The sequence below is a fragment of the Acinetobacter sp. P37 genome, from assembly GCF_057480965.1.
This window is the reverse complement of sequence record NZ_JBLIYY010000011.1, coordinates 34,718-58,448: the sequence shown is the minus strand read 5'-3', so window position 1 is coordinate 58,448 and position 23,731 is coordinate 34,718. Positions and strand designations below refer to the sequence as shown.

The 23,731-nt window shown below is 41.5% G+C and carries 25 protein-coding genes; 12 read left to right on the top strand and 13 right to left on the bottom strand.

Going from position 1 to position 23,731, the window contains the following annotated elements; genetic code table 11:
* Positions 1 to 12: 12 nt before the first annotated feature.
* The 12 genes from AC25JC_RS11325 to tviB form a co-directional block, all read right to left on the bottom strand.
* Positions 13 to 1,182 (bottom strand): DegT/DnrJ/EryC1/StrS family aminotransferase, encoded by a 1,170-nt coding sequence (locus tag AC25JC_RS11325; protein ID WP_486924054.1) that lies wholly within the window; start codon positions 1,180 to 1,182, stop codon positions 13 to 15.
* A gap of 35 nt (positions 1,183 to 1,217) precedes the next feature.
* Positions 1,218 to 1,874: an acetyltransferase gene (locus AC25JC_RS11320; RefSeq protein WP_180116283.1), complete on the bottom strand. Its 657-nt coding sequence runs from the start codon at positions 1,872 to 1,874 to the stop codon at positions 1,218 to 1,220.
* On the bottom strand, positions 1,867 to 2,475 hold the full coding sequence (locus tag AC25JC_RS11315) for a sugar transferase (RefSeq protein ID WP_180116281.1): 609 nt from the start codon (positions 2,473 to 2,475) through the stop codon (positions 1,867 to 1,869). The genes AC25JC_RS11320 and AC25JC_RS11315 overlap by 8 nt, the downstream gene beginning before the upstream one ends.
* A 153-nt stretch (positions 2,476 to 2,628) precedes the next feature.
* The gene (locus AC25JC_RS11310; RefSeq protein ID WP_060513820.1) at positions 2,629 to 3,168 is read right to left on the bottom strand and encodes a serine O-acetyltransferase; all 540 of its coding nucleotides are present in this window, start codon (positions 3,166 to 3,168) and stop codon (positions 2,629 to 2,631) included.
* 32 nt (positions 3,169 to 3,200) lie between these two features.
* Positions 3,201 to 4,340 (bottom strand): glycosyltransferase family 4 protein, encoded by a 1,140-nt coding sequence (locus AC25JC_RS11305; RefSeq protein WP_486924053.1) that lies wholly within the window; start codon positions 4,338 to 4,340, stop codon positions 3,201 to 3,203.
* On the bottom strand, positions 4,337 to 5,431 hold the full coding sequence (locus AC25JC_RS11300; protein WP_180116278.1) for a glycosyltransferase: 1,095 nt from the start codon (positions 5,429 to 5,431) through the stop codon (positions 4,337 to 4,339). Before AC25JC_RS11300 ends, AC25JC_RS11305 begins: the two co-directional genes overlap by 4 nt.
* Positions 5,428 to 6,546 (bottom strand): glycosyltransferase, encoded by a 1,119-nt coding sequence (locus tag AC25JC_RS11295; RefSeq protein ID WP_180116277.1) that lies wholly within the window; start codon positions 6,544 to 6,546, stop codon positions 5,428 to 5,430. Before AC25JC_RS11295 ends, AC25JC_RS11300 begins: the two co-directional genes overlap by 4 nt.
* A 33-nt stretch (positions 6,547 to 6,579) precedes the next feature.
* On the bottom strand, positions 6,580 to 7,128 hold the full coding sequence (locus AC25JC_RS11290; RefSeq protein ID WP_180116275.1) for an acyltransferase: 549 nt from the start codon (positions 7,126 to 7,128) through the stop codon (positions 6,580 to 6,582).
* 94 nt (positions 7,129 to 7,222) lie between these two features.
* Positions 7,223 to 7,816 carry an acyltransferase gene (locus tag AC25JC_RS11285; RefSeq protein WP_180116273.1) on the bottom strand — a complete coding sequence of 198 codons (594 nt, stop codon included), beginning with the start codon at positions 7,814 to 7,816 and terminating at the stop codon, positions 7,223 to 7,225.
* Complete coding sequence (locus AC25JC_RS11280) at positions 7,816 to 8,988, bottom strand: lipopolysaccharide biosynthesis protein (protein ID WP_180116272.1); 1,173 nt, start codon at positions 8,986 to 8,988, stop codon at positions 7,816 to 7,818. Before AC25JC_RS11280 ends, AC25JC_RS11285 begins: the two co-directional genes overlap by 1 nt.
* 10 nt (positions 8,989 to 8,998) lie before the next feature.
* The gene (locus tag AC25JC_RS11275) at positions 8,999 to 10,021 is read right to left on the bottom strand and encodes an NAD-dependent epimerase/dehydratase family protein (RefSeq protein ID WP_486924052.1); all 1,023 of its coding nucleotides are present in this window, start codon (positions 10,019 to 10,021) and stop codon (positions 8,999 to 9,001) included.
* Positions 10,022 to 10,034: 13 nt separating this feature from the next.
* Positions 10,035 to 11,312, bottom strand: coding sequence for a Vi polysaccharide biosynthesis UDP-N-acetylglucosamine C-6 dehydrogenase TviB (gene tviB / locus AC25JC_RS11270; protein ID WP_180116269.1), 1,278 nt, complete (start codon positions 11,310 to 11,312; stop codon positions 10,035 to 10,037).
* 399 nt (positions 11,313 to 11,711) lie between these two features.
* On the opposite strand from tviB, the gene AC25JC_RS11265 reads away from it, so the two are divergent.
* From AC25JC_RS11265 to ahr, 12 genes are all read left to right on the top strand, one after another.
* Entirely contained in the window at positions 11,712 to 12,788 is a 1,077-nt protein-coding gene (locus tag AC25JC_RS11265; protein ID WP_180116367.1) for a polysaccharide biosynthesis/export family protein, read from the top strand.
* Positions 12,788 to 13,216: a low molecular weight protein-tyrosine-phosphatase gene (locus tag AC25JC_RS11260; protein WP_180003627.1), complete on the top strand. Its 429-nt coding sequence runs from the start codon at positions 12,788 to 12,790 to the stop codon at positions 13,214 to 13,216. Before AC25JC_RS11265 ends, AC25JC_RS11260 begins: the two co-directional genes overlap by 1 nt.
* Before the next feature lie 16 nt (positions 13,217 to 13,232).
* Positions 13,233 to 15,419 (top strand): polysaccharide biosynthesis tyrosine autokinase, encoded by a 2,187-nt coding sequence (locus tag AC25JC_RS11255; protein WP_218948372.1) that lies wholly within the window; start codon positions 13,233 to 13,235, stop codon positions 15,417 to 15,419.
* A 248-nt stretch (positions 15,420 to 15,667) separates the two neighbouring features.
* Positions 15,668 to 16,381 carry a BamJ family beta-barrel-assembly machinery protein gene (bamJ, locus tag AC25JC_RS11250; protein ID WP_078191625.1) on the top strand — a complete coding sequence of 238 codons (714 nt, stop codon included), beginning with the start codon at positions 15,668 to 15,670 and terminating at the stop codon, positions 16,379 to 16,381.
* A 54-nt stretch (positions 16,382 to 16,435) separates the two neighbouring features.
* Complete coding sequence (gene bamJ, locus AC25JC_RS11245; protein ID WP_486924051.1) at positions 16,436 to 17,128, top strand: BamJ family beta-barrel-assembly machinery protein; 693 nt, start codon at positions 16,436 to 16,438, stop codon at positions 17,126 to 17,128.
* A 194-nt stretch (positions 17,129 to 17,322) separates the two neighbouring features.
* The gene (locus AC25JC_RS11240; RefSeq protein ID WP_486924050.1) at positions 17,323 to 18,063 is read left to right on the top strand and encodes a dienelactone hydrolase family protein; all 741 of its coding nucleotides are present in this window, start codon (positions 17,323 to 17,325) and stop codon (positions 18,061 to 18,063) included.
* Between the two features lie 51 nt (positions 18,064 to 18,114).
* Entirely contained in the window at positions 18,115 to 18,474 is a 360-nt protein-coding gene (locus tag AC25JC_RS11235; RefSeq protein WP_078191628.1) for an HIT family protein, read from the top strand.
* A gap of 153 nt (positions 18,475 to 18,627) precedes the next feature.
* Entirely contained in the window at positions 18,628 to 19,674 is a 1,047-nt protein-coding gene (gene mutY / locus AC25JC_RS11230; RefSeq protein WP_486924049.1) for an A/G-specific adenine glycosylase, read from the top strand.
* Between the two features lie 49 nt (positions 19,675 to 19,723).
* On the top strand, positions 19,724 to 20,266 hold the full coding sequence (locus AC25JC_RS11225; RefSeq protein ID WP_180116365.1) for a M23 family metallopeptidase: 543 nt from the start codon (positions 19,724 to 19,726) through the stop codon (positions 20,264 to 20,266).
* A 15-nt stretch (positions 20,267 to 20,281) separates the two neighbouring features.
* Positions 20,282 to 20,527 carry a hypothetical protein gene (locus AC25JC_RS11220; RefSeq protein ID WP_180003637.1) on the top strand — a complete coding sequence of 82 codons (246 nt, stop codon included), beginning with the start codon at positions 20,282 to 20,284 and terminating at the stop codon, positions 20,525 to 20,527.
* Between the two features lie 20 nt (positions 20,528 to 20,547).
* Positions 20,548 to 21,117, top strand: a complete 570-nt coding sequence (locus AC25JC_RS11215; protein WP_180116261.1) for a DNA-3-methyladenine glycosylase I — start codon at positions 20,548 to 20,550, stop codon at positions 21,115 to 21,117.
* Positions 21,118 to 21,142: 25 nt separating this feature from the next.
* On the top strand, positions 21,143 to 22,165 hold the full coding sequence (gene ahr / locus AC25JC_RS11210) for an NADPH-dependent aldehyde reductase Ahr (protein ID WP_180116259.1): 1,023 nt from the start codon (positions 21,143 to 21,145) through the stop codon (positions 22,163 to 22,165).
* A gap of 69 nt (positions 22,166 to 22,234) precedes the next feature.
* On the opposite strand, the gene AC25JC_RS11205 is transcribed toward ahr, so the two are convergent.
* The gene (locus AC25JC_RS11205) at positions 22,235 to 23,671 is read right to left on the bottom strand and encodes an aminotransferase-like domain-containing protein (protein ID WP_486924048.1); all 1,437 of its coding nucleotides are present in this window, start codon (positions 23,669 to 23,671) and stop codon (positions 22,235 to 22,237) included.
* Between the last annotated feature and the right edge of the window lie 60 nt (positions 23,672 to 23,731).

Below are 23,731 nucleotides of genomic sequence, written 5' to 3'. Positions count from 1 at the left end.
CTCTTTTCAGGTTTAGATTTTTGCGATCACCGCTTGGATCGCATCCACGGTTTTCTGCAAGCTGTGCTCAGATAATGTTGGGTGTACAAGGAACATTAAACTTGTTGTACCGAGCTGTTTAGCTTGCGGTAAAGACTGCGCAGGACGCCAAGGCGTATCATCAAATGCTTTTTCTAAATACACTTCTGAACACGAGCCACTAAAACAAGGCACATTCAATGCATTGATTTCTGCCATGATTCGATCACGCGACCAATCTTCAGGCAAGGCTGAAATATTCACTTGCACATAGCATTTATAGGCTGCATGCACATATTCAACAGATGGTTTGGCTACAGTAAAATACGGACTATTTTCAAACGCCGCTTGGATACGCGCCATATTGGCATTACGTTTTGCCGTCCATTCGGGCATTTGTTTGAGCTGTAAACGGCCAATCACCGCCTGCATTTCCATCATGCGCCAGTTGGTGCCAAATGAGTCATGCAGCCAGCGGAATCCCGGCGGATGTTGTTTGTTATAGACGCTATCAAAGTTTTTACCGTGATCTTTATACGACCACATTTTTTTCCACAGACTTTCGTCATTGGTAGTGACCATGCCGCCTTCACCACCCGTGGTCATGATTTTGTCTTGGCAGAAAGACCATGCACCAATATGCCCGATTGAACCTGCTGATTTGCCTTTGTACATTGCACCATGCGCTTGGGCACAATCCTCAATCACAAAAAAGCCTTTTTCCTCAGCCAACCGCATGATTGGATCCATATCACACATCCAACCTGCCAAATGCACACAAATAATCGCTTTGGTATTCGACGTAATCACTGCTTCAATGGTACGTCGAGAAATATTCTGGGAATCCAGCTCTACATCGGCAAAAATAGGATTGGCGCCTGCAGTCACAATCGAGCTTGCCGAAGCTAAAAACGTACGTGAGGTAACAATCACATCATCGCCTGCGCCAATACCTAAGGCTTTGAGTGCTACATCCAGTGCAACTGTACCATTGGCCACGGCAACTGCATGCTTGGTTCCTGCAAACTGTGCAAATTCCTTTTCAAATTCACGGCATTCTTGACCGGTCCAATAATTCACTTTATTGGATAAAAGGACTTTTGATACCGCATCGGCTTCTGCTTGAGTAAAGCTTGGCCAAGGTTCAAATGCACTGTTTAACATGGAGTTTTCCTAGTCTCAAAATCGTGTTTAAAAATCTATTTTTTCGTCACAATACGGGCGGGATTTCCCACCACTGTTGCGCCGGCAGGCACACTTTTAGTCACGACAGCACCCATACCAACAATAGCACCTGCACCAATCACTAAAGGCTGATCAGATGTGCCCTGCTTAATCATCGCACCCGCGCCAATATAGGCATGATCATGAATATGAATACTGCCATTGCATTTTACGCCTGGCGCAAAGGTAACGAAATCCCCAATCACGCAATCATGCTCGACATAACTGTATAAATTGGCTTGAAAACACTTACCGATTCTGACATTGGAGCCAATAGTGACAAATGGACTTAAAGCAGAGCCTTTAGCAAGCTCAATTTGATCCATTAAAACCACATTGTCCGCGATGATCGACCAAAGCTGAATGCCATCCATCTTTAAACGCTGAGCGATCTTTTCTCGTACATGACTATTGGCAATAGCAATTTGTACGTATTTTTCTGAAGCCGTTTCATTTAAAAATGCGAGGTAATTCATGGCACGATGACCATTTACGTCTGCAACCGATTCTAAGGCATCATCAATAAATACGATTTCTGAAGCATCCCTTTCACGTGCTAATTGCTGGCGTGCTACAGGCATTAAACTGCGCCCGCAGCCTGAAGCGCCATAAATTGCATAGCGCTTAGTCATCTTTAGGCTCCGAAGTACCCGTAAATTTACTCATGGTCGCTTCACCTTCGGCACTAATATCATCTTTAGACAATACTTTTTGCACCGTTTTCAGCATGATTTTAAAATCGAGCCATAATGAACGGTTTTCGACATACCATGTGTCTAGCTCAAATTTCTTTTCCCATGAAATGGCATTACGACCATTCACTTGCGCATACCCTGTGATGCCCGGACGCACGTTATGACGTTTGGCTTGTTGCTCATTATAGAGCGGTAAATATTCCATCAATAATGGTCTTGGTCCGACAATACTCATATCGCCTTTAATGACATTCCACAGTTCAGGCATTTCATCCAAACTGCTGGAACGAAGCATTTTACCAAATGCGGTCAGACGCTCACTGTCTGGCAATGGATTGCCATCGAGATCGAGTGCATCTTTCATGGTGCGGAACTTCACCATTTCAAAAGGCTTACCATGCAGACCCGGACGTAGCTGGCGGAATAAGACAGGAGAACCTAAATTCTTTTTAACCTTATAAGCCACCAAAGCATAAACAGGAGACAGCAGCACCAGCGCAGATGATGCGATCACAATATCCAATAAGCGCTTTAACATGGTTCACTCTTAAGATTAGATGAAGATGGGGAAATGGTATCCATTTCTAGCAATGATTATACCCTGTTCGAGACCATCAGATTTGTAAAATATTTCAACCGTCAAAGGGACTCAAGTAGTGCCCATTCCAAAAGATCCCGAAAATATAGTCGTTTAGAGATCGGTCCAACGACGATTGACTGCATGACCCGGGTTATTCATGCTGATAACCTTCGCGTAGTTTCCTACCGCAGTTGCATTTTCAGGAATGTCTTTGGTCACGACGCTGCCCGCACCGATAGTGGCATTATTGCCAATTTTGACATGCTCAATGATGCAAACATTTGGCCCAATATAAACATTGTCACCAATTTCTGCTGCTTGACGGCCGCCATTGGCACCAATCGTTGTAAATTGCGATAAATTTACATTATTGCCAAGCACAGTCGTAGGGTTAACAACTAGCGGCCCGCCATGACCAATAAACAGACCATATCCAATTTGAGTTGTGGTATGAATATCTATGCCGTACTGCTTTTTTTTATAATAATAAATGGGATAAGCCAACTTTGCCCAAAATGATTTTGCACTGGCCAAACGCAGCCAAAATGAAAAATTAAAACCGCGATTGAATAAATAAGTTTTCAAAAATGATTTAAAACCAAGATTGCCCGTATAACGGTATAAATCACTTTTTATATATTTTAAAGTCATCTGGATCGCCTCTTAAATTGGGTGAATCGCCTTTAATGGATACCCATTTCAGCCAGCATATGCTTATTCACTTGATGCACATCATATTTATTCAGCGCAATTTCTCGCGAACGCTGTCCCATATACTCAATCAGTTTTGGATCTTCAATAAAGTATTGCATGCATTGCACCAAATCATTGACTGATTTCACCGCAACCAAATAGCCATTTACACCATTGGTAACGGTTTCACGACAGCCCGGCGCATCGGTGGTAATAATCGCCCGCCCCATAGCCATCGCCTCTAATACCGTACGTGGCGTGCCTTCACGGTAGGAGGGCAACACGTAGACCGAGCTTTCCGCAATTGCAGGACGGACATCACTGAGTTTGCCCCAATATTTGAGGCGATCATCGGCAATCCATTCATCGAGTTCGGCTTGAGAAATAGCTGATGGATTATCATCAATCCAACCGACCAAATGAAATTCCGATTCAGGATATTGTGCTTTGATGATGCGCGCCGATTCAGCATATTCACGTACGCCTTTATCACCTAAAAGGCGTGCAATGAGTAAGAATGAGACTTTGACCTGCCCTTGTTCATTTTTGGGTAAAGGCATGACATCAAAGTCTTGCACATTCACCCCTGAACCATTCACCACCACAGTTGGTTTATTGGCATCAAGCAAATGCATGTCTTGGAACAGCTTTAAATCGTCTGGGTTTTGGAAAAAAACTTTGTCGCTACGTTTGAGCGCTTGCGCATATAAGCCATGCACCAGTTTTTGAAATAGACTGCGCTTACCCGCTTCTACATTTTGAAAGGCATAACCCAGACCAGTAATTAAAGCAAAACGATGCGGTACTTTCGCAAGCCATCCAGCCAGCGTGCCATAAATCACAGGCTTAATAGTATAAGACAGCACATACTCAGGCTGAATTTGACGGATCTTCTGATAGAGATGTTTTAACAGTTTTAAATCCGACAGCGGATTGGTGCCTGTGCGCTGCATGGGAATTTCATGCAGATGATAGCCAAGGGCTTGCAGTTTTTGCTGTTCTTCAGGGAATGATGCGAATTCAGGCGCCATAATATGAATTTCGTAGCCTTGTGCATGAATAGCTTCCAACAGTTTCCCGCGGAAATTTAAAACAGAAGGCAAAAAACTGCTGATCATCAGAAATTTCAACGGCTTTGCTCCCAAACTTGCATATATTGCTGACTCACTTTCTCAATACTGAAATGTGCTTCTACGCGCTCACGCACGGCTTGTTTCAACTGCAATTTTTCATCATTGCTTTGCTGCACATAATTTAAAATTGCTTGCGTCAATGCAGCCGAATTACGCGGCGGTACAATTTCGCCAAGCTCTTGCACAATATATTGCGCATCACCTACATCGGTGCTGATACAAGGCAAACCTGATGCCATGGCTTCGACCAACACATTCGGAAAACCTTCGGTAATTGAAGTCATGAGGAATGCATCAATCGATTGATAAAAAGCAGGCATATCTGAGATTTGATCCAATAAATGGACTTTTTGACTATCCAATTGATATTGATCGAATAAAGCCTTTACTTCAGGATTCTCTAAACTCGCGCCGCTACCTGCAATTTTAAAGATGATGTTTTTATCTTTCAGTAAACCCATGGTTTCAAACAAATAGGGGTAGCCTTTGGCCGTGTGATAACGCCCTGCAAAACCAATCACGGTTGGTTCATGCAATTGGGGATTAGGCTGAAATTTATCAAGAAACACGCCATTGGCAATCACTAGGCTATTGCCATTTTTAAAGCCGAAGGCCTGATGCTGCTGCATAGACGAATGCGCACAATAAATAATAGCACTAGGTTGCTGTGACAGTATTTTGCTTATGCCCAAGGCAATCTTGGTGCTGATTGATTCATCTTTAGGAGAAGCAAGAGAATGATGAATACCCCATACGACCTTTGGTTTTTTCGCTAAACCAATAACACTGAGACTGGTCAATGCATTGGCATGGTACATCCAGCATTGCACCGTTGCGGGCTGTAGATTTTTGAGTAATGCGCGCAGCTGACTCATCGTACTCAGCGTATTTAAACCATTCCAACCGAGCGCATAATACGACTGACAACGTTCTAAAGTACTTTGATACACCTTGGAAGTTTTCATCAGTGCAATGATCACGTGCTGATAGTCATGCTCAGTTTGCTGAATTAAGCGTGCCAACATCATCTCAGCACCACCCACGCCTGCAAAGTTAGTAATCACATGCACCATTAATGGTTTAGTCATGATGCAGACTCCATCATACGCAAATACTGCTTAAGTACGGTTTGCTTATGAAACTGCTGAATATGCGCCTGAAACTCATTTTCAGAATACTGTACATAATCTGCAAAAATCGCCTGTTGCATGGCTTGGGTTAACCCTGCCTGATCATTGCATTCAACCAATAAACCAAACTTAGAGTTTTCTAGAATTTCCATTGGTCCACTTGGACAGTTGGTACTCACCACTTTCGCTTTAGAGGCTAAGGCTTGAATAAGTACACCCGGCAAGCCTTCCCAATTCGAGCTTAAAACAAATAGCGATGCATATTTAAAATAGGCGTATGGATTGGCATCAAAGCCCGGTAAATCCACCACGTCTTTTAAACCCAATTCAGTAACTAAAGCCTCAAACTCTGCACGCAGTTCGCCCTCACCTAAAATCAATAATCGGGTTTCAGGATGCTGATCATGCAAGGCTTTAAAGGAGCGGATCAGAAAACCAAAGTTCTTTGCTTCAGTGAGACGCCCCACTGCCAAAATCACTTTATGGTCACCATTTAAAAATTTGTGTGTGACTGGCGCTTGGACCTTTTCAAAATAGGCATCGTCCAATACAGGGTTATAAATCGTGCTCAGATTATTATTTTTATAGCCATAATATTCACGAAAATCGACTTCAACCCCTTTGGAAACACAGACCGCTTGCTGTGCCATGGGATAAGTCCAATTCACCAAAGTTTTCAGCAAAAATTTGGCAAGACCTTGCAGTTTTAAGTTTTTGGACGGCGTAGATACTTCACGGAAGATTAATCGCGTTTTAACACCTGCGAGTTTTTTCGCAATACCTGCCACAATATTGGTGTGGGTTTGCGTTGCGACTAAGCAGTCGTATTGCTCAGCTTTCATTTTTATTTTTAAAGGCATGATGCTATTCATCACCCGACCGCAATTAAAATTCACCAATTGAATTTTCGGGCTGACTTCAGGCAACAGCTTAGCTTTATCACCTGTGACATCACACACGCCCAAATGAATATTGAGACCTTGTTCCGCAAAGCTGTTGGCGAGTTGAATGACTGTACGTTCTGCACCGCCACCACCCAAGCTTGGCAAAAAGAACATGACTTTATTCAACATATGCAGACCTAAATTTTATGAAATGGGAGAATATTAACGATGGTTTTTTGAGGCTTGAATCGCCATGGCACGTGTCACGCGCTCGCGATAATCCGTAATACCGGCTAAGTCAGTATCACTGGCACAGGTGCTTTGAATTTTGGCTTGATAATCAGCAAAACTGGATACCACTTTGGCAGGCACACCAATCGCCACGCTATGATCAGGAATATCTTTGGTCACCACCGAACCTGCACCAATCACCACATTTGAGCCAATGGTCACGCCCGGCATTACAATAGTATTGACACCAATAAACACATGCGAACCCACCTGAATTGGGGCAAAGCGTTGATAGCGCTTCCCTTGCTCATCTTTGACTAGACAGGTACTGCCATCATGGGTAATAAATTTCACCCCTGAAGTGACCGTCACATGGTCGCCAATGCTAACCAAGAACGGTTCTGAGCCCCAATTTTTAATATAGATTCGGCAATTTTCACCGACTTTCACACCTTTTTTACGTGCATAAGCCACACTGCCCTTCGCCATAAAATAAGCAAGATCAAACAGCTGTCGAAAAGCAGAAACCATAAATGCCATACGCATGACCTATGTCAGGATCAGAAAATCAAAAGGGAGAAAATTAAGCTGAATATTTTACGCTGAAAATGTGTTTTACGATACGCATAGCACTTTACACAGATTTGATTTTTTTGGACGGAATGCCGACATACACCCCTGATTCAGGCAAAGGTTTAGATACCAAACTACAGGCGCCAATCACCGAATCACTTGGAATTTTCACACCATCAAGTACCGTCACCCGTGCACCAAGCCAAATATTTTGCCCCAAACGCACCCCTTGTTTGGTAATCGCATCTTTCACCAACACATCAGGTTCACCAAATTTATGATTACTGGCAATGATGATGCTTTGCGTGCCAATACGGGTGTTATCGCCAATGCTCACACCGCCACAACCATTGATATAGGACTTAGAATTAATGCTGACGTCTTTGCCAATCGAAACCTTGCCACCAAAGCATTTGATATAACAACTTTCACCTATAAAACTGTTATCTGCGATTTCTAAGCTTGCACCTTGCTCGACAATTAAACTGACATGATCGCCAATATAAACATTCTGACCAATCTTCACTTGTCCACTAATTTCGACCGTACAGGCTTTACCGAAATAACGAAATTTCGTACCAAAAGCCAGGTTATAAAATTGCTGACGGCATTGTGCAGTGAACCAATTCATCAGTTTTAACAGTTTAAAAAACATCAGCTTTTGTTTCTCCACACCACATATAAAATGGCAAAGTTATAAATGATCAGCGCCACAGGCACCGCCAAGAGCATATAAATTTTATCGGCACATAGAACATACAAGCCTGCAAATAAAGCAAACTTAATCATGAGCTCTACGATTTGCAGTTTAAATAATACTTGGCTATTGCGCTTGGCAATTAAATAGGCCGAACTTGGCGGATTACAGAAAATCGCCCAATAGCCCAACGCTAAAATTTGGAAATAAGTTGAGATGCCAACCCATTCAGAACCGAAAATCCAAAGATAGACCGATTCAGGCAAGATAAAGAAAATTGCAAAAAGAGGCAGTGACAACAAGCTTAAAAGCACACTTGCCTTTAAGGCATTTTTATTTGAATCTGTAGTTTTAAACTTACGGATAAAAAACTGACGTAAGGTTTGTGAAATCAGATTGATCGGCACACGTAAAGTCCGCTCGACAATGGCATAGAAACCCATCGCCTGCACACCCACAAAATGCGACACCACATAGTATGGCAAGTTATGTGAAAAACTATTCAGCAAGGCATGCGGGGTATTGGCATAAATAAAATCTTGATAATTTTTAAACGCCTGCCAACTGACTTGATAGAGCTGATACTTCAAGATGTAGAGCAACATCGCCACGATCATCAGGATAGAACTGACATTATAGCTATTGACCAGACTGATCTGTATAAACAGTGGCAAACTCAGTTGCACCGCAACGACAATCGCACTTCTAAAAATATTTAAGCCTGCACAAAAATATTCCTTATGCGCAGCAAATTGATAATTATACAGACTCTGAATCAGAGTGTTGGCAAGCACGCCTGTGGCGACTGCACTTGCCATTTCAACATTTAAAATAAAGCTAATGACGATGCCACTAAGAATCGCAATGCCTGTTGAGAACACCGCCCCTTCAAAAATCAGACTCTTTTTGTCTTGCTCGTCCGCGACCAATAAAGCTTGATCGAGACGTAAATTAGCAACGGTCGATAAAACACTGACAATCGCCAAAGCAATACCATACGCGCCAAAATCAGCAACAGAATATAGGCGCGTTAAAACAGGAAGTGCGATAAATGTCATTATCGCACCGACCAGTAAACTGAGTGTAATCAGTCCAATGGACTGATATTTTGCGAACAGTTTCGCAATCATCTGCTCAAGATCATTTTAAGTTATTGACGTACCAACGCATTGCGAGTTGAATGCCTTCAGCAATTTTAAACTCAGGTGCATAACCCAAATGCTGCTCAATTTTGGCAATGCTCGCCTGTGAATGACGCACATCACCTGCACGGAACTCACGGTACACAGGATCACGCTCAAAGTTCACCGCATTTTCAGCAAGTGCCACCTGAATGGCACGATATAACTCATTCAACGTAGTACGGTCACCCACAGCCACGTTATACACTTGGTTTTTGGCGTCATCAGATGCAGTTGCCGCCAAAATATTGGCTTGAACCGTGTTATCGATGAAACAGAAATCACGGCTGGTTTCACCATCACCATTGATGAAGACATCTTCACCCGCGATCATTGATGCCGTCCATTTCGGAATCACCGCAGCATAAGCACCGTTAGGATCTTGGCGCTGACCAAACACGTTGAAATAACGTAAGCCAATTGCTTTAAACCCATAAGTTTTCGCAAATACGTCTGCGTATAACTCATTGACGTACTTCGTCACTGCATAGGGTGAAAGTGGTTTACCAATATTTTCTTCTACTTTTGGCAATGCAGGATGATCACCATAAGTCGAACTGCTGGCTGCGTATGTAAAGCTGGCAACACCTGCATCACGCGCAGCCGTCAGCATATTTAAGAAACCGCTAATATTGGTGTCATTGGTGGTGATCGGATCGGCAATCGAACGCGGTACAGAACCTAAAGCAGCTTCATGCAGTACATAATCCACGCCTGCACAGGCTTTTTGGCAATCTTCTAATTTGCGGATATCACCTTCAATAAAACTGAATTTCGCCCATTGCTCAGCAGTCACTAAACTTTGCACTTCATCCAAATTATGCTGATGACCTGTAGCAAAGTTATCTAAACCCACTACGGTTTGGTTGAGCTTGAGCAATGTTTCGAGAAGATTCGAGCCAATAAAGCCCGCAACACCCGTTACCAGCCATGTTTTAGGCGCTGTTTTTAGGTTTGCACATACCTGTTGATATTGATTCATGATGGTATGCTCCTTACAAACGAAGATCAGATTCAGCTTGAGATAACACGTATTTCAAGTCATACAGCACATGATCAGCTTTACCCAAAGCACGGATCGCCTCTACACCCATGTCTTTAAACTGGTGATGCGCAACCGCTAAAATTACTGCATCATATTTGCCATTTTCCAGCGCCTGCACAGGGCTAATACCGTACTCATGTTCTGCCTCAGCTCCATCGACCCAAGGATCATAAACATCTGCATCAATATGATATTCTTTCAATTCATTCACAATATCAATGATGCGGGTATTACGGATATCCGGGCAGTTTTCTTTAAAGCTTAAGCCTAAAATGAGGACTTTGGCATCTTCCACTTGAATGCGTTTTTTCAGCATGGCTTTCACTAGCTGAGTCACAACGTAAGCGCCCATACCATCATTTAAACGACGACCCGCTAAAATAATTTCAGGGTTGTAGCCAATCGCTTGGGCTTTATGCGTTAAATAGTACGGGTCAACACCGATGCAGTGACCACCGACTAAACCCGGACGGAATGGAAGGAAGTTCCATTTTGTTCCCGCTGCGTGTAATACCGCTTCGGTATCAATACCCATTTTATTGAAAATCAATGCCAATTCATTAATTAAGGCAATATTCACATCACGCTGGGTGTTTTCAATCACCTTGGCTGCTTCTGCAACCTTAATGCTGGCTGCTTTATGTGTGCCTGCCTCAATAATCAGGTTATAAACTGCATCAACATAATCAGCAACTTCTGGTGTTGAACCCGAAGTAATTTTTAAAATATTGGTCACACGGTGCAGTTTATCACCCGGGTTAATACGCTCAGGGCTATAGCCTGCATAAAAATCCTGATTGAATATTAAGCCTGAATTTTTCTCTAAAACAGGAATACAAACTTCTTCCGTTGCACCCGGATAAACCGTTGATTCATACACCACGATATCGTCTTTTTTCAGCACTTTCGCAATGCTTTCTGAGGCTTTCACCAACGGAGTTAAATCTGGTTGTTTATATTCATCAATCGGGGTTGGCACTGTCACAATAAAGAAATTACAGTCATTTAAGTCTTCTAAATTTGCGCTGTAACTTAATTGAGCTGATTGTGCTAATTCTTCAGGAGAAACTTCTAGGGTATGATCACGTCCGCTACGTAATTCATCAATACGCTTTTGATGAATATCAAAACCCACAACGGGTACTTTTTTTCCAAACTCAACAGCTAGCGGTAAACCGACATAACCTAATCCGATTATGGCAATTTTTAATTCGGAGAGTTGTAACATACTGAAGCCTATGTCATCGATGAATTATCAATCATCGTTATGTTGTAAATAGCGTTAAATTATATCAGAAAATCAAATTTCGATTGTGTAATGATGTTCTATGAGGCCTGTAATTTTAATCAAAAATATTTATAGGATTAAACAATTCACCCTATAAAACCAACTTTGTATATTTAAAAAAATTCAAATAACAATAAGATCTTTAAAAAGATATTTATCCATGCAAGTCTTGATTAAACTTACGATTTAAAACAAATGTAAAGCTATATTCTACAAAGTGAATAGTATAAACTTAACATTCTAAAATGAGTAATTTGGGTACTTAAACCCGTATTTCAATGATTCAAAAATTTTATAAATAGGATTTGTATTCGAGTGAGTTACTATCGTTATAGCTGTATGTTAGCTTTGAGTCTAAGTATGACGGGTTGTGCCATTACTTCAGGCTTACAAACCTATGACCTTCCTAAAGAAGGTACATTTCAGACTGATTTAGGCTCGACAGTCAATGTTATTAAACTAACTCAAGAAAATTTATTAGCCGTTCAACCCGCTCAAGTAAATCAGCAAAATTTTGCCCATCTATTCAATCAACAACAAAAAAGTTATCGTCTAAACTCAGGTGATATTTTATCCATTTATTTATGGGCATATCCGGAAATAACGCCACCTACAAATACCATTAGTAATGAAGAGGCGATTAAATCAAACGGTTACCAAATTGATCAAAGTGGCTATATCCAATTCCCTATTATTGGCCGATATAAAGCTGCCGGAAAATCACTAACACAAGTCAATCAGGAATTACGCAGCCAACTTGCTCGTTACTTAAAAACCCCAGATGTGATTGTTCGCATACTTTCCTACCAAGGCCAACGTTTTTCTGTCCAAGGTAACGTGATGAAAGGCGGTCAGTTTAATCTAACCGACCAACCAATAAGTATTTATACTGCTTTAGGTATGGCGGGCGGAGTAAATAGTCAATTTGGTGACAATGCATCTTTAACCTTAGTTAGAAATGGTCAAAGTTATGCACTCAATAGTATTGAACTTGAAAAAGCTGGATATTCTTTACACAACTTACTCATCAAACCGAATGACACAATTTATGTCAACTCACGTGAGAACCAAAAAATTTATGTGATGGGAGAGTCTGGTAAAAACCAATCCCTACCAATGCGTGAACAAGGCATGAGCCTCAGTGATGTCCTAGGTGAAAGTCTAGGTATTAACTCACTTTCAGCAAGTCGAGGTAAAATCTACGTAGTGCGTAGCGATGTAAATAGCCCGATGACTGAAATTTACCATTTAGATTTAACCAGTATCGGTGACTTTGGGCTCGCTAACCAGTTCAAAATGCGCAGCAATGATATTGTCTATGTTGATGCATCTGGTTTAGCTCGCTGGCAGCGTGTAATCAATCAAGTGATTCCTTTCTCAAATATCATCTATAATTTGGACAGATTGGGCCAATAATGTTATTTAAAAATATTTTGGTGGTCTGTGTAGGTAATATTTGCCGAAGTCCTATGGCGGAGTATCTCCTAAAAAAAGATCATCCCGACCTGAATATTTATTCAGCTGGAATCTCAGGTATGATTGGACATGCAGCAGATGAAAAAGCTCAATACTGTATGCAAAAAATTGGCATCGATATGAGTGGACATATTGCGCAAAAATTAAATGCTGAACTGATCAAAAAATCAGATTTAATTTTGGTCATGAGTTCAAATCAACAAAAGCATATTGAACAGACATGGCCATTTGCAAAGGGAAAGACTTTTCGTTTAGGTCATTGGCAAGGTAAAAATGTGCCTGACCCCTATCAGCACGATCAAGCTTTTTTTGACCAAACCTCAGAACTGATCCAATCTTGCGTTGCAGATTGGACTAAACAAATTTAACTTTTGATGTACGATTATGAGCCAAAATATCAATACAGAAGATACAATTGATTTAAAAGAATTATTTTTCTCTCTGATTGCACAGTGGAAGTTAATTGCATTATGTGTAATTTTAAGTCTTGTTTGTGCTTTACTTTATTTAAGAGCAACACCGGATACTTATTCAGTCAATGCTTTAGTACAAGTGGAAGAGAGTAAAGGGACTTCTGCTGCACTCTTAGGTGATCTATCAGGCATGATTGATCAAAAGCAGCCTGCCCAAGCAGAAATTGAGATTCTTAAATCACGTTTAGTTCTTGGTAATGTCATTCAGAGTTTACATCTCGACCTAAAAATTTCCGGTACAGAAAATTCTTTCACTGATCGCTTATTTTCCCCGCATGAATATGTCACAGAATATAAAAATAAATCAGTCGTTTTCAAAGATAATGAAAAAAGTTTTGAAATTCGCCAATTTGATATCCCTACACAATATCGTGACAAGAACCTTGGTCTCCAATTTCAAGAAAATAAACTTTCTTTAATTGATCTAGACACTGACCAAAAAATATTAACAGCACCATTGAACCAAAAAAGTTCTTTGCGAACAGCAGAAGGTCTTTGGGAAATCTCAGTTTATAGCAAAGATCAATTCAAAGATGACTATTTAATTCAAAAGCAGTCATTGCCTGCCGCAGTAGAGAATATTTTGGCAAACTATTCTGTAGCTGAAAAAGGTAAAATGACGGGCGTGCTTGGCCTTAACTATCAGGGCCAAGATAAAGAACATATTACAAAAGTTTTAAATGCCGTTTTAGCAGCCTACAGCCATCAAAATATTGAAAGACGTTCGGCTGAAAGTGCACAAACATTAAAATTCCTAGACGAACAACTCCCTGAATTAAAACAACAGCTTGATGTCGCAGAACGTGAATTTAACAAATTCCGTCAAGAGTTTAATACTGTCGATGTCACTAAAGAATCTGAACTCTATTTAACTCAAAGTGTCACTCTTGAAACTCAAAAAGCTGAATTAGAGCAAAAAGTTGCTGAAGCTTCTGCAAAGTACACTAGTGAACATCCTGTGATGCAGCAAATGAATGCTCAATTGGGTGCAATCAATAGCAAAATTGGTGAGCTAAATACCACTTTAAAGAAATTACCAGATTTACAGCGTCGTTATTTACAGCTCTATCGTGAAGTTGAAGTAAAACAACAACTTTATACTGCATTATTGAACTCTTACCAACAGCTTCGCATTGCCAAAGCTGGTGAAATCGGTAATGTCCGTATTGTCGATACTGCTGTAGAGCCAATTGAACCAATCAAGCCAAAAAAATTAATTATTCTAATTTTATCGTTATTTGTAGGCGGTTTTATTGGTGTATTAATTGCTCTTGTTCGCAATATGCTTCACTCAGGAATTAAAGATTCTTCAGAAATTGAAAATAATCTGGATCTTCCGGTTTATGCCACTGTGCCACGTTCCCCTGTTCAAGAAAGTCGCATCAAGTTACTGAAGAAGAAAAAGACCATTCCTGTACTTGCGGTTAAAAATAGCGACGATATTGCGATTGAAAGCCTACGCAGTATGCGGACTGCCATTCACTTTGCACTGACATCGGCAAAAAATAACCTGATCATGATTTCAGGGCCTGCACCAGAAGTTGGTAAATCGTTTATTTCAACCAACTTGGCTACGATTCTTGCGCAAAGCGATAAACGTGTTTTAATTGTTGATGCAGATTTGCGTCGTGGTTATTTAAACAAATATTTCAATCATGACAACCAACCAGGTCTAGCTGAATATTTAAATGGTCAGCGTGATCTAGACAGCATCATTAAAACCACTGAAATTCCAAATTTAAGTGTGATTACTCGCGGTAAGAGCCCTTCTAACCCATCTGAGCTTTTAAGTTCTGGTAAATTTAAAGAATTCTTAGATTTGATTTCACCGATGTTCGATCATGTGATCATTGATACCCCTCCTGTACTTGCGGTGACAGACGGTATCATTATTTCGCAATTTGCTGGCGTGAATCTGGTGATTGCTCGTTATGCGAAAACTCAGTTGAAAGAATTAGAGTTAACCGTGAACCGCTTTGAACAAGTGGGTGTGAAGGTCAATGGTATTATTCTAAACGACATTCAACGTAGCTCAGCTGGTTATGGTTATGGCTATAACTATTCTTATGGTTATAAAGCTTCAAAAGACCAAGACTGATTCAAGCCTATTCAACAAAAAAGCCACCGAATACGGTGGCTTTTTTATTTTCGATATTTATGTTGCATGCATCTTTCTGTATAAAAAATGTTTTATATATTCATACCGTTATAGTATAAAAATAAGAACATGACTATGATGATCTTTCCTGCACCTTACCTGATCATAGAGATAGGTAAGCGCTGAACAGGAAAAGTCTGCTAGAATTTCAGCAACTTTTTACATATAAAATAATTGTGGGAAAATATATGAGTAAGGCCCTACCTATCGCTGTCGCTGTATTACTCGGCGGTGCCGCACTTGTTCCTGTTTACTATGCAACTAAAACACCTGCTACGCAATCAGCAACATCAACTCAACCAGCTGCAAATGCTTCTGCTGTCGCTAAAATCAGTTATGCACTTGGTTATGAAGTTGCCCATCAAACGCCTCCAGAATTAGATATTGATAGCTTTGTCACTGGTGTTCGTGCGGGTCATGCTCGTGCAAAACCTGCATATACTGAAGAAGAATTACAAAAAGCATATGCTGAGTTCCAGCAAGAAATGCAAAACAAGCAGCTCGAAAGCAATAAGCAAGCACAAAGTAGCAGTGATAATTTCCTAACTGAAAACAAAAGTAAAGCGGGGGTTAAAACCACTGCTTCTGGTTTACAGTACCTAACAACGAAAGAAGGCACAGGTAAACAACCGCAAGCCACATCAGTTGTTAAAGTTCACTACACAGGTAAGTTAGTGGATGGCACTGTATTTGATAGTTCAGTACAGCGCGGCGAGCCAATTGAATTCCCATTGAATCAAGTGATTCCAGGTTGGACTGAAGGTCTACAGTTAATGAAAGAAGGCGGCAAAGCCACTTTGTATATTCCTTCAAACCTAGGTTATGGTGCTCAAGGTGTTCCAGGAACGATTCCACCGAACAGTACTTTAATTTTTGATGTAGAACTCATTGAAGTTAAATAATAAAACCGGTACAGGAGAGCTTTTCGCTCTCCTGCTTTATTTTGAGACTCGGTCATGAAATTACAGATCAGTATGTTGTGTTTGGCACTCTGCTCAAGCACTGTATTTGCCAAAGATGTCAGTAATAAAAGTAGTGCTGCAGAACAAGTCGGTTATAGTTTTGGTTATTTAATGGGACGCAGTAATGCTGAATCCATTAAGGACTTAGATATTGATGCATTTGTTGCAGGTTTAAAGGCAGCATCTAAAGGTCAAGCTTCGTCACTAACAGATGAAGAAATGACCCGTGCCTTAACTCAATATAAAAAGCAAACCGAAGCGAAACAACTGATTGAACTGAAGCAAAAAGCGGATGCGAATGCCACCATTGGTTCAGCTTTCCTTGCTGAAAATGCCAAAAAACCGGGCATTCAGGTCACGAAATCTGGCCTGCAGTATCAACTCATTCAAGCTGGCAAAGGTAAGTCACCTAAAGCCAATTCAACAGTGAAAGTTCACTATGAAGGTCGCTTAATTGATGGCACTGTTTTTGATAGTTCAATTGCACGCAACCAACCTGCGATGTTCCAAGTGAGCCAAGTCATTCAGGGTTGGACGGAAGGTCTACAGTTGATGAAAGAAGGTGCAAAATATCGCTTCTTCATTCCTGCCAATTTAGGCTATGGTCAAATTGGTTCAGCAGACGTCATTGAGCCAAACAGCACGCTGATTTTTGATGTAGAGCTCATTGAAGTTCTCCCGAAATAACAATATTCCCTTCAGGAGCATCGACAAATCTCGGTGCTCCTCAATATTCCTTCGTACCATTATTTTCTTTTACAATTTTTTTGATTGATTTGACTTAAAATTCACATTGATATCTTATATTTATTTCACAAAAACTTATTTCCCTTTTATTTTAAATCTTCATTAACTGCGTAGCCGCACATAAGGATTTGACCATGACCGTTAAAATTAAGACGCGCGAAATTCAATATACAGCAGCGGATGGAACTCAACTTTTTGGCTATTTTGCTGCTCCAGAGTTAGACACTGCGATCGCAGGTGTGTTAGTTGCCCCTGAATGGTGGGGACGCAATGAATATACCGAACAACGTGCGCGTGAATTGGCAGAACAAGGCTATGCTGCTTTCGCTTTGGATATGTATGGTGACAAAAAAGTCACCACAGATGCCAAGCAAGCTTATGAATGGATGATGCAGACTTTTGATCATGCCGACACCATTGTGACCCGTGCGTCTGCTGCATTAAACACTTTGGCACAGCAAAAAGAAGTAAATGCAGATAAACTCGCAGCTATAGGCTTTTGCTATGGTGGAAAAGTCGTGCTGGATTTAGCTCGTTCAGGTGCTGCATTAAAAGCTGTGGTGACCTTCCATGCAACACTTGCTACAGCGACTCCTGCACAAACAGGACAAGTTCAAGCAGAGATTTTAGTGCAACATGGTGAGCTCGACTCGATGGTGAGCTTAGAAGATGTTGCGACCTTTAGAAATGAAATGGATGCTGCCCAAGTGAAGTATCAAATTAATATTTTTGAAGGTGCAAAACACGGCTTTAGCAACCCGATGGCGGATGAACGTGCCAAAGCCAACGGCGTAGATTTAGCTTATAACGCTGCTGCAGAACAGCAAAGCTTAGCAGCCATGTATGTCTTGTTAGCACGCCAGCTTGGTTCTTAAAGCGCTAAGAACCAATAACAATATTTAATTTATAAAAATGAGGAGAGCACAATGACAGAACTCAATTGTCCATATTGCAATTTTGACGAATATGACGTGATTGCAAAAAATGATTTTGGTGTTGTACTTCCTGAACCACATACACTGTCTAAAGGGCATGCTGTCATTGTCCCACTACGTCATGTTGGTTCATTTTTTGAAATTACTGATAAAGAACGTAAAAGTTTAATGTCCTTACTTGAACAAGCGCGTAATGAATTAAATTTACGCTATCAACCTACTGGCTTTCATATTGGGTTTAATGATGGACAAGTTTTTGGCGAAGCCACTGAACATGTGCATATTCACATTATTCCACGTTATGAAAACCAAACATTGGCGCTCGATACCCGCTGGGGCTTTAAAAGCTAAACTTTAAATTTACACTCACTAAGGAGCCTCGGCTCCTTTTTTGATAGCCACTATTTTTGCATTTCCCCTGATATACAGATTTCGTTTTGAACAAAAAGAATACCTATAGAAAGATGTATACTAGGCAGGTTTTTTCAATTTTGACTGTTTTGCATGTTTAACTTTTCTGATGCCCTTCTCGACTGGTTTGATGTCCATGGTCGTCATGACTTACCGTGGCAAGTGAAGGATGACCCTTACAAAGTGTGGGTTTCAGAAATTATGCTACAACAGACTCAAGTCAAAACCGTCTTACAATACTTTGATCGATTTATTCAACGATTTCCAACTGTTGAAGATTTAGGTCATGCTTCTTGGGATGATGTGGTACCCTATTGGGCTGGCTTAGGCTACTATGCACGGGCTCGGAACTTACACAAAGCCGCGGGTATTGTTGCACGTCAGGGACATTTTCCAAGCAATCTTGAGCAGTGGATGGAACTACCGGGCATCGGCCCGTCTACCGCGGGTGCGCTGATGTCTTTAGGTTTAAGACAATATGGCGTGATTATGGACGGCAACGTCAAGCGAGTATTGTCTCGATTCTTTGCTATTGAAGATGATTTATCGAAACCTGTACATGAACGGGCCATGTGGCAACTGGCGACAGAGCTCTGCCCCATTGAACGCAACCACGATTATACCCAAGCGATTATGGATCTTGGTGCAACCGTTTGCACGCCGAAAAAGCCGCTCTGTTTATATTGTCCTATGCAGCAGCACTGCAAAGCACATGCTCAAGGTTTAGAGACTGAATTACCTTATAAAAAGCCTAAAAAGCCTGTTCCAGTGAGAGAGGCTCAAGTCATGCTGATTCAATCTGCAGGAGAATGGCTGTGGATACAACGTCCGAATAGCGGTCTATGGGGCGGTCTGTGGTGTTTACCTATTTTTGATCAACCCCATGAGTTTCAATCCTACACTCAGCAGCTTGGACTGAAACCTACCACTACTCAAGTGCAAATATCTCATAGTTTTACCCACTTCACTTGGCTTTTAGAGGCTACTGTATTTACTGTTGCTGCCGATCAAAAAGAGCATTTAGCCATTGAATGCAACGCACAGTGGTATACCCCGATACAAGCCACTGCACTCGGTATTCCAACCGCCATGAAAAAACTCATATCTACGCTAGAACTCGAAAGCCATTCTATGCCATAGTTTTGAACTGCTCATCAATTGAATAGGGACAAATGTGACTCAAGGATTTTTGCTTCGCAGAGGGTTGTTCGGCGGTATTGGTTTTATTTTGGTTTTACTCAGTGCCTGTACGTCAACTCCACCCAAACCATCTGGTAGTACATTGCCTGCACATGAAGTGAAAAAATTACAAAACATGCGTTTACCCAATCAATTGCCTGTTCCTGTTCATCAAGTCAAACGAAGTGCGCTCAAGGATACTTGGGGCGCAGCGCGTAGCCAAGGGCGGAGCCACGAAGGCATTGATATTATTGTTCCACGTGGAACAAAAGTTCTCAGTGCTACAGAAGGTTTAGTTGCTGACTTACGTAATAACAATTTGGGTGGTAAAGTGATATGGATTATGGGGCCCGCAGGTTCTTGGCATTATTATGCGCATCTTGATGGTCATAAACGTGGCTTAAACGTCGGCGACTATGTCAAAAAAGGTGATGTCATTGGCTATGTAGGTAATACTGGCAATGCTCGACATACTGCACCACATTTGCATTATGGCATTTACTTGGGTGGTAAAGGTCGCAATGCCGTTAACCCCTATCCGTATTTACGTTAATTTTAGGAAACATACATGTCAGAAGCGTTGATCAATCGTCTGGTGGAATTTGCAGAATCTGGCAATCAACAAAAAATCAGCCTCAATGGACAGTCTTATCAGGGCTGGATCATGGAGATCACTGAAGAAGCATTACTCATCAGCACCGGCTACGCAGACAAATCTGGTAAAGATGTATGGATTCAATTTGCCGATCTCGATCAAGCGGAACTGTTGTATTGGGACAATAAAAACGACCAATGGACAGCTTTTAAAATTTAAGTCAAAAAGGAGCATTCAACATGACGATACAACGCTGTGCTTGGTGCTCCGAAGATCCTTTGTATATTGCCTACCACGACACTGAGTGGGCTAAACCTAGTTTTGATGAGCAGCATCTCTTTGAAATGCTGTGTCTTGAAGGACAACAAGCGGGGCTGTCTTGGATCACTGTGCTGAAAAAGCGGGCCTGCTATCAGCAGCATTTTTTTCAATATCCCATTGCCGAAATTGCAGCGTTGAGTGACCTACAATTACAAGAAAAATTACAAGATTCAGGTTTGATTCGCCATATCGGCAAACTCACTGCCATTCGTGATAATGCCAAAGCATGGCAACAGTTAAAAACCCAAGGGATTCATCCTGTGGAATTACTTTGGAGTTTTGTCGAAGGTCACATTGCCAACAACGATGTTGTTGAATATCGCAGCGCCCCTGCACAAACCGCTCAAAGTCAGGCCATGTCCAAAGCATTAAAACAGCATGGTTTTAAATTTGTCGGCCCAACGACTTGCTATGCTCTGATGCAAGCTATCGGTATGGTCAATGATCATGAAAATCACTGTGACTTTAAATACACGCACGCAGAATGACCTCAAAAACAGAAAGGATAGAATAATGAGTGACAATACAATTCAAGCCTATGCAGCAATGAACAGTGGTGAAGCCCTTGTTCCCTACCAATTTGATGCAGGTGAATTACAAGCCCATCAGGTTGAAGTCAAAGTCGAGTATTGCGGTCTTTGTCACTCAGATATTTCTATTATCCAAAATGATTGGAAATCTTCGGTATATCCTGTGGTCCCAGGGCATGAAGTGATTGGAACCATTACCCAACTCGGCAGCGAAGCCAAAGGACTCAAAGTCGGACAGCGTGTAGGCATTGGCTGGACAGCAGAAAGTTGTCAACACTGTGACTCGTGTATCGATGGTCGCCAAGTGCAATGTACCGGAACCAAGACAGCGACGATCGTCGGTCATGCAGGTGGCTTTGCCGACAAAGTCCGTGCTGGCTGGCAATGGGTTATTCCGCTTCCAGATGATCTCGACCCAACCAGTGCTGGCCCTCTGCTCTGCGGCGGGATTACGGTATTTGATCCCATCTTACAGCACAAAATTCAGGCCATTCACCATGTTGCCGTGATCGGCATTGGTGGTTTAGGTCATATGGCGATTAAATTGCTCAAAGCTTGGGGCTGTGAAATTACCGCATTCAGTTCAAACTTAGATAAAACTGATGAACTTAAAGCTATGGGGGCTGACCATGTGGTGAATAGTCGTGATCTTGCCGCGATTAAAGCACAACGTGGTAAGTTCAATTTGATTTTAAGCACGGTCAATGTGACGTTGGATTGGCAAGCCTACCTTTCGACTCTGGCACCGAATGGAAGCGTTCACATGCTCGGCCTAGCACTTGAGCCGATGCAAATCCCCGCAGGTATGCTGATCAGTGGTGCTAAATCTGTCACTGGCTCATCAACAGGCTCTCCTGCAGCACTGCGTGAATTACTTCGATTCGCCGCACGTCAAAATATTGCACCACAAATTGAAATGTATCCAATGTCTCAGGTGAATGAAGCGATTGAACGTTTGCATTCAGGAAACGTGCGTTATCGAATTGTGCTGAAAGCTGATTTTTAACGGCAAAAATCTAAGCCCAAAAAGCCTGCTGCATGCAGGCTTTTTTGTATGCTTTATGGACTCATTAATCTAGATGACATTTGTGTTTCTGCATTCCTTACGCACCCAATCTGCAAGCAACAAAATGGCCTGCTGAATTTCTGTCGATAGCTCATGCCCTGCATTTAAACGAATACAATTGTTATAACGATTGTCCTCACCAAAAATTAAACCTGGCACAATATTGATGCCATGTTTTTGCGCATGGTAATACAGCGCCAAACTGTCTATTTGTTCAGGCATCTGCAACCACAGTGCATAACTGCCTTGAGGCCGATTTAGACGGATATCAACCCCTTGAAAAGCATCGTAAATATACTGACGATACTGCTCGACTTGCACCATTAATTTAGGACGCAATTCAGCAAGATGTTGGCGATAAGCACGACTAAAAATCAAATCTGCAAGTCCTAACTGCAAAGGCGTATTCACCGAATCATTTTGCAAAAGTAATTTGGGACGCAAATGTTGCAAATGTGGTGGAAGACAAAACCACCCCACCCGATAAGAAGGCGATAAAGATTTTGAAATCGACGCACAATAGATCACATAGCCCGCCCGGTCCCAATATTTGATAGGCAATGGTCGCTTTACATTGAAACTACACTCAGCATAAATATCATCTTCAATCACATAACATTGATATTTTTCAGCCAGTTGTGCAATTCGTTCCTTATCTTCATTACTTAAACAAAAACCCAAAGGATTTTGAAAATTTGCAGTCAATAAGCATACTTTCGCGCCTGAATCCCGCATCGCCTGCTCTAAACGATCTAAATCAAAACCTTCAGTATTGGCAGGAATTTCAACAATTTTCCGCTTCAATAAAGCTAATAATTGCAATTGCCCGTTATAGTTCGGCGTCGGGACAATGACACTCTCCCCTTCCGCACTCAGATTTTGCAACATCACTGATAAAGCAGGCATACAACCATTGCTGATGTAAATATCATCCTTAGGCATGTAAAAACCATCTTCAGCCCAATGAGCCGACAAAGCTTCACGCAATTGTGGATGACCTTGCCGATTGTTATATAAAAAATCTTCTGGTTTACAATGCTTTAATGCCCTTTGGATTGAACGTCTGAGTGCTTCAACAGGAACAAAATTGGGGGACAACTGAATTGAACCCAAATGAATCAGGCGGCTATTTGCAGATGCTTCATGGATCTGAATTTGCAATTCTAAATTCGAAATTTCACGAGGTCGGGAATCAAAATCAGGATGATTCGGCACGGCAATTTGCTGGGCTTTCTGTGAGGATTGCACAAAATAACCAGACTTTTCTTTGACATAAATCAGGCCTTTGGCTTCAAGTAATTCATAGCAGCGTTTCGCGGTATTTAAACTGATCTGATGCTGCTGTGAAAATTGACGTAGCGCATACAGACGCTGCCCTGCGGCCAATTCACCACTATAAATTTTCTGTGCCAACTGCTGCGCAAGCTGCTGATATTGAAAAGCCATCTGTACCCTTTTTTTAATCATTCTTGTATCTGTACCCATTAAGTTAACAGATTTAAGCTG

Coding starts and splice junctions, on each gene's coding strand:
- AC25JC_RS11260 (WP_180003627.1), top strand. CDS start 12,788: ATGTTATTTAAAAATATTTTGGTGGTCTGTGTAGGTAATATTTGCCGA.
- AC25JC_RS11235 (WP_078191628.1), top strand. CDS start 18,115: ATGACAGAACTCAATTGTCCATATTGCAATTTTGACGAATATGACGTG.
- AC25JC_RS11310 (WP_060513820.1), bottom strand. CDS start 3,168: ATGACTTTAAAATATATAAAAAGTGATTTATACCGTTATACGGGCAAT.
- AC25JC_RS11295 (WP_180116277.1), bottom strand. CDS start 6,546: ATGTTGAATAAAGTCATGTTCTTTTTGCCAAGCTTGGGTGGTGGCGGT.
- AC25JC_RS11325 (WP_486924054.1), bottom strand. CDS start 1,182: ATGTTAAACAGTGCATTTGAACCTTGGCCAAGCTTTACTCAAGCAGAA.
- ahr (WP_180116259.1), top strand. CDS start 21,143: ATGAGTGACAATACAATTCAAGCCTATGCAGCAATGAACAGTGGTGAA.
- bamJ (WP_078191625.1), top strand. CDS start 15,668: ATGAGTAAGGCCCTACCTATCGCTGTCGCTGTATTACTCGGCGGTGCC.
- mutY (WP_486924049.1), top strand. CDS start 18,628: ATGTTTAACTTTTCTGATGCCCTTCTCGACTGGTTTGATGTCCATGGT.
- AC25JC_RS11255 (WP_218948372.1), top strand. CDS start 13,233: ATGAGCCAAAATATCAATACAGAAGATACAATTGATTTAAAAGAATTA.
- AC25JC_RS11265 (WP_180116367.1), top strand. CDS start 11,712: ATGTTAGCTTTGAGTCTAAGTATGACGGGTTGTGCCATTACTTCAGGC.
- AC25JC_RS11205 (WP_486924048.1), bottom strand. CDS start 23,671: ATGGCTTTTCAATATCAGCAGCTTGCGCAGCAGTTGGCACAGAAAATT.
- tviB (WP_180116269.1), bottom strand. CDS start 11,312: ATGTTACAACTCTCCGAATTAAAAATTGCCATAATCGGATTAGGTTAT.
- AC25JC_RS11300 (WP_180116278.1), bottom strand. CDS start 5,431: ATGACTAAACCATTAATGGTGCATGTGATTACTAACTTTGCAGGCGTG.
- AC25JC_RS11315 (WP_180116281.1), bottom strand. CDS start 2,475: ATGTTAAAGCGCTTATTGGATATTGTGATCGCATCATCTGCGCTGGTG.
- AC25JC_RS11220 (WP_180003637.1), top strand. CDS start 20,282: ATGTCAGAAGCGTTGATCAATCGTCTGGTGGAATTTGCAGAATCTGGC.
- AC25JC_RS11280 (WP_180116272.1), bottom strand. CDS start 8,988: ATGATTGCGAAACTGTTCGCAAAATATCAGTCCATTGGACTGATTACA.
- AC25JC_RS11215 (WP_180116261.1), top strand. CDS start 20,548: ATGACGATACAACGCTGTGCTTGGTGCTCCGAAGATCCTTTGTATATT.
- bamJ (WP_486924051.1), top strand. CDS start 16,436: ATGAAATTACAGATCAGTATGTTGTGTTTGGCACTCTGCTCAAGCACT.
- AC25JC_RS11320 (WP_180116283.1), bottom strand. CDS start 1,874: ATGACTAAGCGCTATGCAATTTATGGCGCTTCAGGCTGCGGGCGCAGT.
- AC25JC_RS11285 (WP_180116273.1), bottom strand. CDS start 7,816: ATGTTTTTTAAACTGTTAAAACTGATGAATTGGTTCACTGCACAATGC.
- AC25JC_RS11290 (WP_180116275.1), bottom strand. CDS start 7,128: ATGGCATTTATGGTTTCTGCTTTTCGACAGCTGTTTGATCTTGCTTAT.
- AC25JC_RS11240 (WP_486924050.1), top strand. CDS start 17,323: ATGACCGTTAAAATTAAGACGCGCGAAATTCAATATACAGCAGCGGAT.
- AC25JC_RS11275 (WP_486924052.1), bottom strand. CDS start 10,021: ATGAATCAATATCAACAGGTATGTGCAAACCTAAAAACAGCGCCTAAA.